The sequence below is a fragment of the Arthrobacter sp. TmtSoilC77 genome (assembly GCF_059739415.1).
This window is the reverse complement of record NZ_AP046050.1, coordinates 1,406,342-1,421,260: the sequence shown is the minus strand read 5'-3', so window position 1 is coordinate 1,421,260 and position 14,919 is coordinate 1,406,342. Positions and strand designations below refer to the sequence as shown.

Below are 14,919 nucleotides of genomic sequence, written 5' to 3'. Positions count from 1 at the left end.
CATGTGCGGCCGTTGCGAGGCCCTCCTTCGTATGCCCGTTGCCAGGCCTGCTCTACGCCCACGCATACCAGCCCCACAACACACCCCATGAAGCAGAACAGGTCCCCTTCCGAGAGGAAGGGGACCTGTTCCGGTTGCGGTCTAGTCAGGATTTGGCTTAGAGCTTGCCGAACTCTTCGCGGACCGGCTTGTAGGTGTTGTTGTCCTGGTATTCGTAGATACCGATGTACGCCTCGGTGGGGTCACCGGCGTCGGAGAACGTTACCGGACCCGACTGGCCGTCGTAGTCGATGTCCTTGCCCTGGCGAAGCAGGGTTACGCAGGAGGCGAAGTCGGTGCACTTCTCGCCACCTTGGGAAACGTCCTTGAGCTTGGCTGCAATGTCCGTGCCCTTGGTGCTCTTGGCAGCTTCAGAGGCCAACGAGATCAGGTTCACGGCGTCGTAGGACTCGCCTGCGTAGCTGTAATCCTTCAGTGCAGGATCGATGGCGAGGAGCTTCTGCTTGAAGGCGTCCTTGGCGAACGTACCGGGGATGGTTCCCTGTGCGCCCTTCAAGGTGCCGGCCTGGAAGTCCTTGCTGTAGTCCGAGGTGTTGCCGTCAACCATGAACAGCTGCGTGGGCTTGATTCCCTTGCCGGTGATCAGGGGGACGATGCTCTTTGCCTGGTCGAAGGTGATCAGTGCGATTGCGTCGGGCTTGGCGGCGATGACCTTGTCCACCTGGCTGCTGAACTGCGAGTCACCCTCGTTGAAGAGTTCCTCGGCTACAACCTTGCCGCCGGCGGCCTCAAAGGCTTCCTTGACGTTCTTCTGCAGGCCCGTGCCGTAAGCGTCGTTGAGGACGATCATGCCCACGGTCTGGGCACCACAGGTAGCCATGTAGTTGCCGAGGACCTTGCCCTGCAGGACGTCGGAGGGAGCGGTACGCCAGTACAGGCCCTTGTCGTCCCATGTAGTGAAGTCAGGGGACGTGTTGGCCGGCGAGAACTGGATGACCCCGGCGCCCGTGATCTGGTTGATAACAGTCTTGGAAACACCGGACGAAGCTGCACCGATGATTGCGCTCACGCCCTGGCCCAGGAGGGCGGTGGTGGACTGGGTTGCGATGTCGGTCTTGGTGTCACCGGAGTCACGGTGCACAACGGCAACAGGAGCGCCCAGGACGCCGCCGGCATCATTGACTTCCTTGATACCGAGGTTGACGCCAGCAATTTCCGGTGGGCCGAGGAACGCGAGCGACCCCGTCGTCGGCAGCAGCGATCCAAGCTTGAGAGGAGTGGCGGTAGTGGTGGTCGAGGGAGGTACGGGTCCCGTGTTGGTAGCAGCCTGGCTGTTGCCGGCTCCCGCCCCTGCACTCGGAGCCGGGCAGGAGATGCCTGCAGCGGCGGCGGAACTGGACCCGGTCTGGCTTGGCGTGGAGGACCCACCACAAGCTGTGGCCAGGAGGGCAACCCCAATGCCAAGCGCTGTAAGCTTGGCGGCTCGGGGCGCCGCTTGGGAAAGATCAAACATTCGTTGTCTCCTCGATCGAAAGGTGCGAACTGCCTTTGATGCGATAACTCAGGTGTTCCTGATTAAGACTCAAACTAGTGCAATTGATCCGGGAAGATAAGTGATTCAGGTCACATCCCTATAACACTCGTTGCCTGTGGGGAATCTACGAGCCTGCTGGGAAAAGTATATGAAGAATGCGGCCAATAAACTGGGGCAAGAAAATGGAAGGAGAGGTAACCTCCTCCCCTTCCATTTGTGCCCCAGGTGGGACTCGAACCCACAACACGCGGATTTTAAGTCCGCTGCCTCTGCCAATTGGGCTACTGGGGCGCCCGCACCATGGTATCCCAGCTACACACGTTCGAATGGCGCCGCGTAGCGAAAGGTCCCCCGAACGCCGTCGGGCCATGCCGGAAGCGGCAGCAGCTGGAAGTGATCGCCCCAGGCAGCCTCGGGCGGTTCCACACCCAGGGAGGCGGCCGGAACGTAGCCGAAGCGCGGGTAGTACAGGGGGCTGCCCAACAAAGCTATGGCAGGCTCCCCTGCCGCCGTGGCACGCGCGGCGGTCTCACGCATGAGGGCCGAGCCGACGCCGCGTCGCTGAAACTGGGGAAGCACTCCGATGGGACCCAACCCCACAAGTTCCAGGTCCCCGATCCAGCCACGGGTACTGATGGCGTGGCCAACAATGTCCCCGCCGATCTCAGCTACGATGCTCAACTCTGGAATGTACTCGTCGCACTCGAAGAGCTCGCGCAGCAATCCAACCTCCAAGGGCGTCCCCAGGACCGGTTCGCCGGTCACTGGAGACACCGAAAAGGCCCGGGCGGTCAGTTCCAGGATTTCAGGACGGTCTTCTGGCCGCTCCGTCCGCAGGACCACTCCCCGGGCCAGCAAACGCAACACGGCCAGCGCTCGGTCCGCTTCCGCTACGGGCACCAGCAGGTGGTCATGATGAAAGCCCGCCAGGACGTTGCAGCTGATGCCTGCGTGCGTCAGCGCCGCACTCACGGCTGCCGTCAAACCCACGGCTTCCAAGGCGGAATGAATCTGGAGCGTGATCCAGGCGGCCACGAAATCGTAGGAAAGACCAAGCCTGTCCGCTTCGTCCCGCCGCACCACCACGGTCAAGCCTTCGGCCTCCCGGACGGCGGCCTCGATGTCGCCTTCCAGCGGTTTGCCGTGCGGCCAGAGAGCGTACACATAGTCACCATCCCTGATGACAGGATGCAGGGACTCCAGGAGGGTCTTCAGATCGGTTTCGCCAGGCATGGCAACAGCTTAAACGACGACGGCCACTCCCCTGAGGGAGCAGCCGTCGTCGGACGTGTACTACTTGGCGTCAGCCGATACCGGAGTCTTGTCCTCGGCAGGCTTTTCCGCAACAGCAGGCGCGGGAGCAGGTGCAGGCGCAGCAGCCGGCTTGGGGGCCGGGGTTGCAGCTGCAACGAATGCGCCACGTGGGTTGTCCAGGTCAATCAGCTGCGTGGTGTCGCGGCCAGCGAAGAAGGCCAGGATCCAGCCGAAGATCACGCGGAACTTGCGCTCAACCGTGGGCATCGCCATTCCGTGGTAGCCACGGTGTGCCAGCCATGCGAGGCCGCCCTTGAGGCCAATGCGGCCGAGCAGGTTGATGTTGGCCACGCCCTTCCACTCGCCGAAGCCGGCAACAGCACCAAGGTTCTTGTGCTTGTAATCGTGCAGCGGCTTGTCCCAGCGGGAAGCCCAGAGGTTCTTGGCGAGCTTCTTTGCCTGGCGGAGCGCGTGCTGGGCATTCGGCACACAGGTACCGTCCGGCAGGCCCTTGCCCGTGAGGTCCGGAACAGCGGCGATGTCGCCAGCTGCCCAGGCGTTCTCGACAATGCCTTCGTCGCCGGCAATACGGAGGTCCGGGAGGACGCGGACGCGGCCGCGCGGTTCCAGCGGGAAGTCCGTTGAGCGGATCATCGGGTTGGCCTGCACACCGGCAGCCCACACGAGGGTGTCAGCTTCGACTTCACCGGCAGACGTCTTGTCCGGGAGGTTGATCAGCTTGAGGTTGCCCTCTGCGCTGTCCAGGGAGGTGTTGAGGAGGACCTCGATATCGCGGCTACGCAGGTGCTCTACGACCCACTCGGCCTGGGATGCGGTGACCTCGGGCATGATGCGGCCCATGGCTTCGACGAGGATGAAGCGCACTTCCTCCTGGCGGACACGCGGGTTGTTCTTGACCGCTGCGCGGGCGAGGTCTTCCATTTCGGTGAGGCACTCGATGCCTGCAAAACCGCCACCGACAACCACGAAGGTGAGGGCCTTGGCGCGCTCTGCGGGGTCCGTCATGGTGGAAGCGGCTTCGATGCGCTCCAGCACCTTGTTGCGAAGCGCTACGGCTTCCTCAATGGTCTTCAGGCCGATGCCCTTGTCGGCGAGGCCCTTGATGGGGAACGTGCGGGTGATGGCACCGGCTGCGATGACGACGTCGAAGTACGGAACCTCGAACGGAGCTTCACCATTGGCAGGAGCCACAACCGCGGTGCGGTTTGCGTGGTCGATGCTGGTGACGCGGCCCTGGATGAGTTCGGTCTGCTTGAGGTGCTGACGGTGGGAGACGACGGCGTGGCGTGCCTCGATGTTGCCACCAGCGACCTCGGGGAGGAACGGCTGGTACGTCATGTAGGGCAGTGGATCTACGACGGTGACGATGCCACCTGCATTCGCGATCTTCTTCTGCAGTTTAAGGGCTACGTACAGGCCGACGTAGCCGCCGCCGACGACGAGAACCCGGGGACGGTCAATGAGCTCTGGGGTGGTTGCCATGAAACCAGAGTACAGCACTTTGTGAAAATCTTCACTAGCTACTTCCGGGTGGGTGGATCCACCGCTTCCAGCGTTCCAGTTTCTGCCTCTTCCCCGGCAGTGGAAGGGTTCTTGGCGACCCTGCGCAACTGAATGGATGCGCCCACGATGATCACTGCGAAAATGCCGCCGAATCCGAGTACGACAGCGGCCGGAAGGGCATCATCCACTTGTGCAGGAGTGGCGGCGACAGGAACCGTCGGATCTGCCAAGGTGGGTGCAGCGCTTGTAGGACTGGCCACAGGGGCCTCGGAGGGCGTACTGAAGTCACCTCGCCGATGGACGCGGATCCAGTCCGCGATCGATCCGAGCGGATTGGTGCTTGTTGTCTCTACCTGATCCTTCAGCGCTGCCTCTGCGTTGAGCACGCCGTAGCCGTAAAGGGGATCCTTGCCCGGGGCACCGGCATCCTTGGCCGTGCTGACAATCCTGTTGATGACCTGCTTCGAGCTCATGTCAGGCCACTTGGACCGGATGAGCGCAGCCACGCCGGAAACGATGGGCGCGGACCCGGACGTTCCAGCCCATTGCGCGTATCCGCCCCCGGGAAGGCCTCCCAACAGATTTTCTGCCGGTGCTGCAACGCCAATGCTGATCCCCTGGGAGGAGGAGTCGACGCTGGCCCGGCCATCGCCGTCGAGCCCTGCCACGGTGAGCACGCCGGGAATGGTGGCAGGAGCGCCAACCTGCACGTTGCCACCCACCCGGTTGCCCGCGGCGGCGACGATCACCACATCCTTTTGCTCGGCATACAGGAAGGCGGCATCCCAACTTTGAGGCCAAACCGGTGAGGTGCTGCCCAGGGAAATATTGATGACCTTCGCGCCATTGTCCACGGCCCAGCGCACGGCGTCCGGAATCTGTTCCTGGTCCGTCTTGCCTCCCGGATTAGGTGACCCCAGCCAGGTGGACACTGCCAGGATCTCCGCTTCAGGCGCGACGCCGATGATCCCGTCCGGTCCCCCGGCAGGAGGAACCGTCGGTGAGGCTGAGGGCGACGGGGAAGCTGTGGGCGTGGTGTGGCCGCGCCCGGCAAGCATGGTGGCCACAAGGGTTCCGTGCTCTGTCTTGGCGCCTATGCTTTTCTGTCCGTTGGGCGCCCCGGCTCCGGAAACGTCCGTTCCGCCCACGACGACGCCCTTGAGGTCAGGGTGGTTCCCGTCAACGCCGCTATCGATGATGGCGACCTTGACTCCTGCACCCTTGGAGACCTGCCAGGCATTCGTGATTCCCGATTCCTTGAGCCAGTACTCCTTGTCCCGCCAGGCGTCCGCCATCGCTGCCGGTGCAGTCAACAGCGCACCCGCCAACGCTCCCCCGGCCAGCATCGTGGCCAGGGCAGCAGAAAGCAGGCGGTTGCATCGCAGGGTCATGCGGAGTCCCGGATACTCAGGGCAATCCCATCCAGGATGTCGTGCTCGCTCGAAATTGCACCGCCGATGGCACCGTTGCCCGCCGCAGCAAGCCTTTCCAGGATGCGCCGCCACACCAGGGCTCCAGCTCCAATAACGTCCACGCGGCCTGGGTGCATGTAGGGAAGGACCGCCCGCTCGTCGCGGGTCATCTCCAGCAGGCTGGTGCACGCGTCGCTGATGGTTTCAATGTTCAGGTAGGCGCCGTGGATCCGGTCCGGCTGGTATTCGCTGAGGCCCAGGGCGTGCGCAGTGATGGTGGTGATGGAACCCGCGACGCCAACCACGGCTGTGGCACGGTCCAACGGGACTGTCTGAGCGGCGAGGTCGAGTGCGGCGTCGACGTCGGCCTCTGCCGCGGCAATTTGCGCCGCCGTAGGCGGGTCGCTGCGAAGGTGCCGTTCGGTCAACCGTACACAGCCAATGTCCACCGAACGCGCAGCAATCACGCCATGGGCATCGCCGAGGACGAATTCGGTGCTGCCACCGCCAAGGTCAACCACCAGCACGGCGTCATCCCCCGTTACCGGCAAAACACTGCTTGCCCCTGCGAAGGACAGCGCAGCTTCCTCATCACCCGAGATAACTTCAGGCTCCACACCCAGAAGCTCACGGATCCCGTCAACGAAAACCTGGCGGTTCCTGGCGTCGCGGGTGGCCGAGGTGGCGGCAAAGCGCACGCGCGTGGCACCGTGTTCGCGGATAAGCGCTGCATAGTCCGCTGTGGCGGAGAAGGTGCGTTCCAAGGCCTCGGGAGCAAGTTCTCCGGTGGCATCTACGCCCTGGCCAAGCCGCACCACACGCATTTCACGCACGACGTCGGTCAGCGGCCCGGGTGCCCCGTTCGCCGAGGCATCGGCAATGAGGAGACGGATGGAGTTGGTTCCGCAGTCAATGGCAGCAACGCGGCTCATGCGTCCTCCACCACTTCGCTGACGGACCCGGCCTTGGGTTTACGGACCGGTGCCGGGCGACCCACGATGTCAGGCAAACCTTGAGGACCATGACGGCTCAGATCCCTCGAGGGCGCCTCGCCCGCAGTGTCCCAGGCGCCATCGCAGTAGCAACGATCCTTGGTCCACCACTCCGAAATTGCTTCCAGGGCCTCATCGCCCAGCGGGTTGACCCCGGGACCGGCAGCCAGCGAGTGGCCAACCAGGACGTGCAAGCACTTGACGCGGGTGGGCATGCCGCCAGCGGAGATCCCGTCGATTTCAGGCACGGCACCGGTCCCGGAACGTCCAGCGATCTCATTGCGCGCCTGCAGGTAGGCCTCGTGGGCGCCATGGTACGCATCCGCAAGTTCCTGGTCCGCGGTCAGCCGATCATTCATCTCGTTCATCAGCCCGCCCGCTTCCAGGCGCGACACAGCGGACGTGATGACCGGGTGGGTCAGGTAGAACGTGGTGGGGAATGGGGTCCCGTTGCTGAGCCGGGGCGCCGTGGCCGCCACGAGCGGATTCCCACATACGCAGCGTGCGGGAATCTCCACCACGTCCCGCACCGGCCTGCCCAGCTGGCGGCTGAGGACATCGAGGTCGTGTGCTGATGGCTGGCGGGATTCCTGCGGCATGGCTGCCGTGTTCTCTTCCACTTGCGCTGCCAACCTTCCTGCCCTTTTGGCCATGTCCCGGAAGGACACGACGGCGGCGGGCACCGCGTCTAGTCTGTTGCCGATCGTCTGATTGACTCCCAGAGCGCATCCACCCAGGGCAGGTTTGCCGGGTTTGCGGATGAGCCGGAGCCGGTGCGGCCCCCAGGGGTACCGGCGGCTTCTTCCCCGCCAAATACCCAGTAACCCGTTTCACCCGGCATAACCATGTTAATGCGGTCGCGGGCCTGCTGTTTCACGTAGTTGGGATCCTGCCACCGGGAAAGCTGCTTGTTCAGCTCCGCCTGCTCTGCCTGCTTGCTGGCGATCTCGGCCTCCAACGCGGAGATTTCGGCCCGTTTCTCCAGGAAAATCCGGACCGTGGGCGCCAGCATGATGGTGATGGCAATCATGACGACGGCCAGCGCGAGCATCCTGCCCGAGAACGCCTTGGCCGGTACGGGATCGAGGTCCTGGGCATCACGGGCACTGTTGCCGGAGGCCTTGCTTGAAGCTTTCGTGGACGCGGCGGGGCTCGTCCTGGTGGCTGGGCTCTTGCCGCTGCCCGTGGTTTTGGTGGCGGGGCTTCTGCCGCTGCCCGGGGTTTTGGGAGCCCGGGTTTTTCTGGCGGCCGTTGCCGGCGTCGAGGATTCCGCAGGGGCGCGGGAGGCGCCGAACTCTGCCTCGATGACGTCCCCGTCGGCATGGCCTGCACTGTTTGGCTTGCCTGCCGTAGCGGGCCGTGCCGGGCCGTTGGCCGTGCCTGCGCTGTTTGGCCTTCCTGCGCTGTTCGGCCTTCCTGCGCTGTTTGGCCTTCCGAGGGCGTCGGCCCTGGGAACCTTTGGACGACGGGTGGCCATGACACTCCTGTAATGCCCGGTGCTTGCCTGGCTGGTTGCTGCGCTTGCCCTGCGCGTAACGTACGTGTGGGGAACTTGCGTAGGTCCTGCTGTGCCCGCGGCTCCGCAGGCAAGCGTTAAACAGAACCGGTGGCTATGGTCTTTCCACCATAGCCACCGGTCAGCTGTTTTCGCGGAATGCTAGCCCTTGAAACGCGGGAACGCGCTGCGGCCGGCGTAGCGTGCGGCGTCGTCGAGTTCTTCTTCGATGCGCAGGAGCTGGTTGTACTTTGCGACGCGCTCGGAGCGGGCCGGGGCACCGGTCTTGATCTGGCCCGCGTTGGTGGCAACGGCGATGTCAGCAATGGTGGTGTCCTCGGTTTCGCCGGAGCGGTGCGAGGTGATGGTGGTGTAACCGGAACGCTGGGCCAGGGAAACGGCGTCCAGGGTCTCGGTCAGGGAACCGATCTGGTTGACCTTGACCAGCAGGGAGTTGGCCGTGGCGGCGCTGATTCCCTGCTGCAGGCGGACCGGGTTGGTGACGAAGAGGTCATCGCCAACAAGCTGGACCTTGTCACCGATGGTGTCGGTGAGGGTCTTCCAGCCTTCCCAGTCGTTCTCGTCCAGCGGGTCTTCAATGGAGACCAGCGGGTAGTCTGCAACGAGCTCGGCGTAGTAGGCGCTCATTTCCGAGGCGGTCAGTGCCTTGCCTTCGAACTGGTATGCACCGTCCTTGTAGAACTCGGAGGATGCTACGTCCAGGGCAAGGGCGATGTCCGTGCCCGGGGTGTAGCCGGCGTTCTTGATGGCTTCCTGGATCAGGTCCAGTGCAGCGCGGTTGGACGGCAGGTTGGGGGCAAAGCCACCTTCGTCGCCGAGGCCCGTGGAGAGGCCCTTTTCCTGAAGGACAGCCTTGAGGTTGTGGTACACCTCAACGCCCCAGCGGAGGCCTTCGGAGAAGGTCTCGGCACCGATCGGGGCGATCATGAATTCCTGGATGTCAACATCGGAGTCGGCGTGCGAGCCACCGTTGAGGATGTTCATCAGCGGAACCGGCAGGACGTGTGCGTTCGGGCCACCGAGGTACTTGTACAGCGGCAGGTCCGAGGAAGCAGCGGCTGCGTTGGCAACGGCCAGGGAAACACCCAAGATGGCGTTGGCGCCGAGCTTGCTCTTGTTCGGGGTGCCGTCGAGGTCGATCATGGCCTGGTCGATGCTGCGCTGGTCCGTTGCGTCGAAACCAATGAGTGCCGGCGAGATCTCGTCGATGACCGCGTCAACGGCCTTCTGGACACCCTTGCCGAGGTAACGGCCCTTGTCGCCGTCGCGGAGTTCAACAGCTTCGTGTTCGCCGGTGGAGGCGCCGGAGGGAACTGCTGCGCGGCCGATCTGGCCGTCGGAAAGCAGGACCTCAACTTCTACGGTCGGGTTTCCGCGGGAATCAAGGATTTCGCGGGCGTGGATGGCATCGATAAGCGCCATGGATGTGCTCCTTATGGGCAAATTACAGGAATGTGGAGGGAAATTCTCAACGTCCTCGTCGCTACTAGCGTAGTCGAGAGTGGCTTAGGTTACGGAACGGGTTCAAACTCCTCACGTCATGAAGGCCGGGCCTTCCCGTTCTGAAACGATCGAACTGCTGCGCGGAGGGCACGCTCGGCGTCGAGCCCTTGCTCCCGGGCGCCGGCAACGACGGCGAGCAACAGCTCACCGAGCGCCTCTTCCGAGTCTGGAACCGCAGGAAGCCCGACGGCGGTTGCCCGGCTTTGGGCGTCGACCGACAGACCCGCACGGGCAGCACGGTCCAGGGATTTTTGCGCCCCTGCCAAGGCAGGCAAGTGCGGTGGAATTCCCTCGAACGGATCGGCACCGCCGGGCTTCTCGGAACGCTTCACGGCATCCCACTTCAGGATGATTTCCTCGACCGTCGCCGGGAACGTGGCCTGCAGCGAACCGTCCGGCTTGAAGACGTGTGGATTGCGGCGGACCATCTTCGCGTTGATGCCGCGGGCCACAGCATCAAAGTCGAAGCTGCCGCGCTCCTCGGCAAGCCGGGCATGCAGCACCACTTGAAGCAGTACGTCGCCCAGCTCGCCGCGAAGCTCCTCGTCCCTGGCGGGCGAATCCCCGGCCTCAATCGAGTCCACAACCTCGTAAGCTTCCTCGATCAGGTACTCCACCAGGGACTCATGCGTCAGCGCACCCATCCAAGGGCAATGCTCGCGCAATGAGGCTATGGTCCGGATCAGCTCCGAAATGCCGTTGCCGGACTCCTTAGCCGAGGTTGGCGTAGGCATCGTTGATGTACTCGACCAAAGCTTCACGCTCGTCCAATGGTAGGAAGGCGGCCTCTGCGGCGTTGAGCGTCAGTTCGAGCAAATCATCGAGGTCGTAGTCGAAGGTCTCCACCAGGAGCTCGAACTCGTCCGTCAACGTGACACCGCTCATGAGCCTGTTGTCCGTGTTGATGGTGACGTTGAAACCGAGCTGGAAAAGCATGTCCAACGGGTGGCTCTCGATGCCTTCGCCGAAGCTGGAGATAGCACCGGTCTGGAGGTTCGATGACGGGCAGATTTCCAGGGCGATTCCGCGGTCGCGCACCCAGGCGGCCACGCCGCCGAGTGTCACCATGCCGATGGTGTCCTCGCCGTCGTCGTCGGAGTTGTCCTCAAACTCCACCGCGATGTCCTCGGCAATACGCACCCCGTGCCCAAGCCGCAAAGCCCGTCCGTCCACGAGCGCCGACTGGATGCTGTCCAGGCCTGCGGCCTCACCGGCGTGGACCGTGGCCGGGAAGTTGTTCTCGGCAAGGTAGGTGAAGGCGTCCTTGAACCGTGAGGGCAGGAAGCCGTCCTCGGCCCCCGCGATGTCGAAACCGACAACGCCGTTGGCGCGGTGTCGAACAGCCAGCTCCGCGATTTCCTGGCCGCGGTCAGCGTGGCGCATCGCAGTGATGAGTTGCCCGACCTGGATCTGCTGGCCGCGTTCTTCAGCCGCATCCACGCCGGCTTCGAGGCCATCCTGGACCGCTTCCACCACTTCATCCAGGGTCAGGCCCTTCTGCAGGTGCTGTTCGGGGGCCCACCGGACTTCACCGTAGACGACGCCGTCCTCGGCGAGGTCTTCCACGAATTCCTTGGCGACCCGGAACAAGCCCTCCTTGGTCTGCATCACGGCAATCGTGTGGTCGAACGTTTCCAGGTACCGCACCAGCGAACCGGAGTCCGCGGATTCCCGGAACCATTGGCCCAAGGCAACAGGATCAGTGGAAGGCAGCGTGTGGCCGACGGCGTGCGCCAGTTCAATGATGGTTGCAGGCCGCAGTCCCCCGTCCAAGTGGTCATGGAGGGAAACCTTGGGAAGGCTCTTCAAATCGAAGTCGAGGGCAGGGGCAGCGTCAACAATGGGCTCAGTCACGTACTAACTGTAGGGGGACCGCAGGTGCTTAGCCAGCAGGCTTGGAGAGGTCGACGCCGGCGGCCGCCTTTGGGGTCATCTCCTGCGGGTTCGTCGTGGGCGCCATCGCAGTTGCCGCAGCGGCGGCAGCCTGATCCTTCTTCTCCAGGTCCTTCTTTTCCAGGTACTTGTGCCACCAGCGAAGGACGTGGTCCACGACAATGCCCAGGATCACCGCGAACGCCACTGCAATGCCCACGCCAAGCAGCGGGTTGTTGTGCACCCATTGCCCTGCGAGGAGTCCGATGCCGATGGAGTAGCAAACCCAGGTGACGCAGGCAAAGGCATCCAGGAAGAAGAATGTCCTGTGACGGAATCCCGTCTGTCCGGCAACGTAGTTCACAGCCACACGTCCCCAGGGAATATACCGGGCCGTGAAGATCAGGACAGCCCCACGTTTGTCGAGCTCATACTGGGCCCAGGCGAACATCTTCCGGACCTTGGGGCGCCGCATCCACTTCCAACGGTTCAAGCCAATTTTGCGGCCCAGCATGTAGGCCATGTTGTCGCCTGCCATGGCACCCACCAATGCGGTGCCGCCGAGGATCCACAGGTTGGGCTGTCCATTGTGGAGGGACAGTGCCGAGAGGCCAACGATGGCTGTTTCGCTGGGAAGGATGGTGGCAAATCCGTCAATGAAGAAGAAGACCAGAAGGACCGGATAAATCCAGGGCTGCCCTGCTGCATGCTCGAGCATTTGGTTCAAAAACTCCACGCGGCGGTAGCTCCTAGGCGAATATGACTTGACACTGTGACGGAAGTCGCTCTTAGTGTCCCATGGCCGGGACGTCGTTCGCTACGCCCCAGCCTCGGGATCACTGACTTAACGCTACTCGTGGACCCCGCGTTCCGGCCTCAGCCGCCGGACTGATCGTCCGGCGTCGTCCGTGTCATACCGTGGGTGGAGGCGGCGCTTCTTCCCCAGCGACATTCGTGCCTTCGGCGATGTTCTTGCGGTCCAGCGGAACCGATCCCCGGACCTTGCTGATGATGCGGTCGATGATGATTCCCAGGATCACCGCCACCACAATCGCAATCGCGGCACCCAATAGATGGTTGTGCTCGAACCAGACCCCGAAGAAGTACCCCAGAACCACCGAATAGCTGGCCCACAGGATGGCCGACATTGCGGTGAGCCCAATAAAGCGGCGGTGGTTGAAATGCGTGGCACCGGCCGTCAGGTTGACCGCCACCCGTCCGATCGGAATGAAGCGCGCCACCATGATGAGTGAGGCCGAACGCCGTCGAAGTTCCTTGCCGGCCCAGCGGAACGCGCCTTGCATGCGCTGGGTGCGCATCCAGCGCCAACGCTGGATCCCGATGCGGTGGCCGATCAAGTAGGCAATATTGTCGCCTGAGAAAGCGCCAATTGCAGCCACCACACCGAGCAGCCACACGTTGGGTGAGCCTCCGCCGCCGGAGACCGCACTCAAGCCGACCACCACTGACTCGCTGGGAATCGGTGGGAAGAAACCGTCGATCAGACAGCAGGCCAACACAAGGAACAACACCCACGGCTGCCCGGCCGCGGCGAGGATGAAATCGTTGATGGCCTGCACAGGATCTAAGCCTAGGCGATCCTGTCGATGATCAGCTGATGGGCCGGTCTCGAGCCCTCAGGCGCAATCACCACGGCGTCCTGCAGTGCTTCCTTGGCCCTGTCAAACTTTTCAGGAGTGTCCGTCAACAGGGTCATCAACGGTTCGCCGGCCCTGACCAGCGCGCCCGGTTTGGCGTGCAGCCGTACACCGGCTCCGGCCTGGACTTTGTCCTCCTTGCGGGCCCGGCCGGCTCCGAGGCGCCACGCCGCAACGCCAACGGAGAGGGCATCGAGCTCCACCAGGACACCGTCGGCCGGGGCGTAGACAACCTCGGATTCCTTCGCCACCGGCAACGCAGCGCGCGGATCGCCACCCTGTGCTTCGATCATCCGGTTCCAGACATCCATGGCGCGCCCATTCTTGAGGGCAGCCGCAGGATCGGCGTCGTGAATGCCGGCCCCGGCCAGCATCTCCTCGGCCAGGCGGACAGTCAGTTCGACGACGTCTTCCGGACCGCCACCCGCAAGCACCTCCACGGATTCCTCCACCTCGATAGCGTTGCCTGCTGTCAGGCCCAGCGGCGTGGACATATCGGTCATCAGTGCCACTGTGTGAACACCCGCGTCCTTCCCCAAGGCCACCATGGTCTCCGCCAGCTCACGTGCCCGCGCCTCATCCTTCATGAACGCACCGGATCCCACCTTCACGTCAAGCACGAGCGAGCCCGTGCCTTCCGCGATCTTCTTGCTCATGATCGAAGATGCGATCAGCGGGATTGCCTCGACGGTTCCCGTGACATCGCGCAGGGCGTAGAGCTTCTTGTCAGCCGGTGCCAGACCCGATCCGGCAGCACAAATCACCGCTCCCACATCCTGGAGCTGGGCCATGATCTCCTCATTGCTCAAGTTCGCGCGCCACCCGGGGATCGCTTCGAGCTTGTCCAAGGTGCCGCCCGTGTGGCCGAGCCCGCGGCCGGACAGCTGCGGAACGGCGACGCCGAAAACTGCCACCAGCGGAGCCAATGGCAGGGTGATCTTGTCCCCTACCCCACCGGTGGAGTGCTTATCGCTGGTAGGTTTCCGGCCGCCGTCGGGCGTTGTCAGCGCGGAAAAGTCCATCCGCTCCCCCGAGGCGATCATCGCCGAAGTCCAGCGGGAGATTTCCTCACGGTTCATGCCGTTGAGCAGGATCGCCATGTTCAACGCCGCCATCTGCTCCTCGGCAATCACGCCGCGTGTGTAGGCATCGATGGTCCAGTCGATCTGTTCCGGTGTGAGCGTGCCTTTGTCGCGTTTGATGGAAATGATCTGAACGGCGTCGAAGGCTTCGGTGCTTCTCACGTGCTTTCCTCCAGGTTTTCGGGACCAAAGGCGTCAGGCAGCACCTGGTCCATGGACTTGATTCCCTGCGTCGTCATGAGCTGCATGCCGGGCGCCCGGAATTCGTAGAGCAACTGCCGGCAACGCCCGCACGGCATGAGGACGTTCCCTTCGCCATCGACGCAGTAGAAAGCCGCTATTCTGCCTCCACCGGTCATGTGGAGCTGGCCCACCAACGCGCACTCAGCGCAGAGCGTCAGTCCATAGCTGGCGTTCTCCACGTTGCAGCCGCTGACAATCCGGCCGTCCTCGGTGAGGGCCGCAGCCCCCACCGGGAACTTGGAATACGGGGCATAGGCCCGCTCCATGGCCTGTACTGCAGCTTCTTCCAGCGCATGCCAATCGACGCGCCTCTCATGAAGAGTCGGCAT

At 63.4% G+C, this 14,919-nt stretch carries 14 protein-coding genes and 1 tRNA gene; all 15 read right to left on the bottom strand.

What is annotated here, in order from left to right; genetic code table 11:
* Nucleotides 1-157: 157 nt before the first annotated feature.
* The 15 genes from AC6I99_RS06655 to AC6I99_RS06585 all read right to left on the bottom strand — a co-directional run bounded on the left by AC6I99_RS06655 (nucleotide 158) and on the right by AC6I99_RS06585 (nucleotide 14,919).
* The gene (locus AC6I99_RS06655; RefSeq protein WP_224166810.1) at nucleotides 158-1,513 is read right to left on the bottom strand and encodes an ABC transporter substrate-binding protein; all 1,356 of its coding nucleotides are present in this window, start codon (nucleotides 1,511-1,513) and stop codon (nucleotides 158-160) included.
* Between the two features lie 238 nt (nucleotides 1,514-1,751).
* Nucleotides 1,752-1,825, bottom strand: a tRNA-Leu gene (locus AC6I99_RS06650).
* Between the two features lie 21 nt (nucleotides 1,826-1,846).
* Nucleotides 1,847-2,767, bottom strand: a complete 921-nt coding sequence (locus AC6I99_RS06645; protein WP_497960657.1) for an N-acetyltransferase — start codon at nucleotides 2,765-2,767, stop codon at nucleotides 1,847-1,849.
* Between the two features lie 60 nt (nucleotides 2,768-2,827).
* Entirely contained in the window at nucleotides 2,828-4,291 is a 1,464-nt protein-coding gene (locus AC6I99_RS06640; protein WP_224166808.1) for an NAD(P)/FAD-dependent oxidoreductase, read from the bottom strand.
* A gap of 38 nt (nucleotides 4,292-4,329) precedes the next feature.
* Nucleotides 4,330-5,703, bottom strand: coding sequence for a S8 family serine peptidase (locus AC6I99_RS06635; RefSeq protein WP_497960655.1), 1,374 nt, complete (start codon nucleotides 5,701-5,703; stop codon nucleotides 4,330-4,332).
* The gene (locus tag AC6I99_RS06630; protein WP_497960654.1) at nucleotides 5,700-6,656 is read right to left on the bottom strand and encodes a Ppx/GppA phosphatase family protein; all 957 of its coding nucleotides are present in this window, start codon (nucleotides 6,654-6,656) and stop codon (nucleotides 5,700-5,702) included. Before AC6I99_RS06630 ends, AC6I99_RS06635 begins: the two co-directional genes overlap by 4 nt.
* A complete protein-coding gene (locus AC6I99_RS06625) occupies nucleotides 6,653-7,369 on the bottom strand; it encodes a DUF501 domain-containing protein (RefSeq protein ID WP_497961936.1) in 717 nt (238 codons plus the stop codon). Before AC6I99_RS06625 ends, AC6I99_RS06630 begins: the two co-directional genes overlap by 4 nt.
* A 35-nt stretch (nucleotides 7,370-7,404) precedes the next feature.
* Nucleotides 7,405-8,193 carry an FtsB family cell division protein gene (locus AC6I99_RS06620; protein WP_497960653.1) on the bottom strand — a complete coding sequence of 263 codons (789 nt, stop codon included), beginning with the start codon at nucleotides 8,191-8,193 and terminating at the stop codon, nucleotides 7,405-7,407.
* A gap of 180 nt (nucleotides 8,194-8,373) precedes the next feature.
* Entirely contained in the window at nucleotides 8,374-9,654 is a 1,281-nt protein-coding gene (gene eno, locus AC6I99_RS06615; RefSeq protein WP_216924896.1) for a phosphopyruvate hydratase, read from the bottom strand.
* A gap of 116 nt (nucleotides 9,655-9,770) precedes the next feature.
* The gene (locus AC6I99_RS06610) at nucleotides 9,771-10,469 is read right to left on the bottom strand and encodes a MazG nucleotide pyrophosphohydrolase domain-containing protein (protein WP_497945753.1); all 699 of its coding nucleotides are present in this window, start codon (nucleotides 10,467-10,469) and stop codon (nucleotides 9,771-9,773) included.
* Complete coding sequence (locus AC6I99_RS06605) at nucleotides 10,447-11,589, bottom strand: adenosine deaminase (RefSeq protein ID WP_224166802.1); 1,143 nt, start codon at nucleotides 11,587-11,589, stop codon at nucleotides 10,447-10,449. Before AC6I99_RS06605 ends, AC6I99_RS06610 begins: the two co-directional genes overlap by 23 nt.
* A gap of 28 nt (nucleotides 11,590-11,617) precedes the next feature.
* Nucleotides 11,618-12,325, bottom strand: coding sequence for a DedA family protein (locus AC6I99_RS06600; protein ID WP_497947181.1), 708 nt, complete (start codon nucleotides 12,323-12,325; stop codon nucleotides 11,618-11,620).
* Nucleotides 12,326-12,518: 193 nt separating this feature from the next.
* Nucleotides 12,519-13,187: a DedA family protein gene (locus tag AC6I99_RS06595; protein ID WP_309931629.1), complete on the bottom strand. Its 669-nt coding sequence runs from the start codon at nucleotides 13,185-13,187 to the stop codon at nucleotides 12,519-12,521.
* Between the two features lie 11 nt (nucleotides 13,188-13,198).
* Nucleotides 13,199-14,509, bottom strand: coding sequence for a thymidine phosphorylase (locus tag AC6I99_RS06590; RefSeq protein ID WP_497945757.1), 1,311 nt, complete (start codon nucleotides 14,507-14,509; stop codon nucleotides 13,199-13,201).
* A complete protein-coding gene (locus tag AC6I99_RS06585; RefSeq protein ID WP_224091549.1) occupies nucleotides 14,506-14,919 on the bottom strand; it encodes a cytidine deaminase in 414 nt (137 codons plus the stop codon). The genes AC6I99_RS06590 and AC6I99_RS06585 overlap by 4 nt, the downstream gene beginning before the upstream one ends.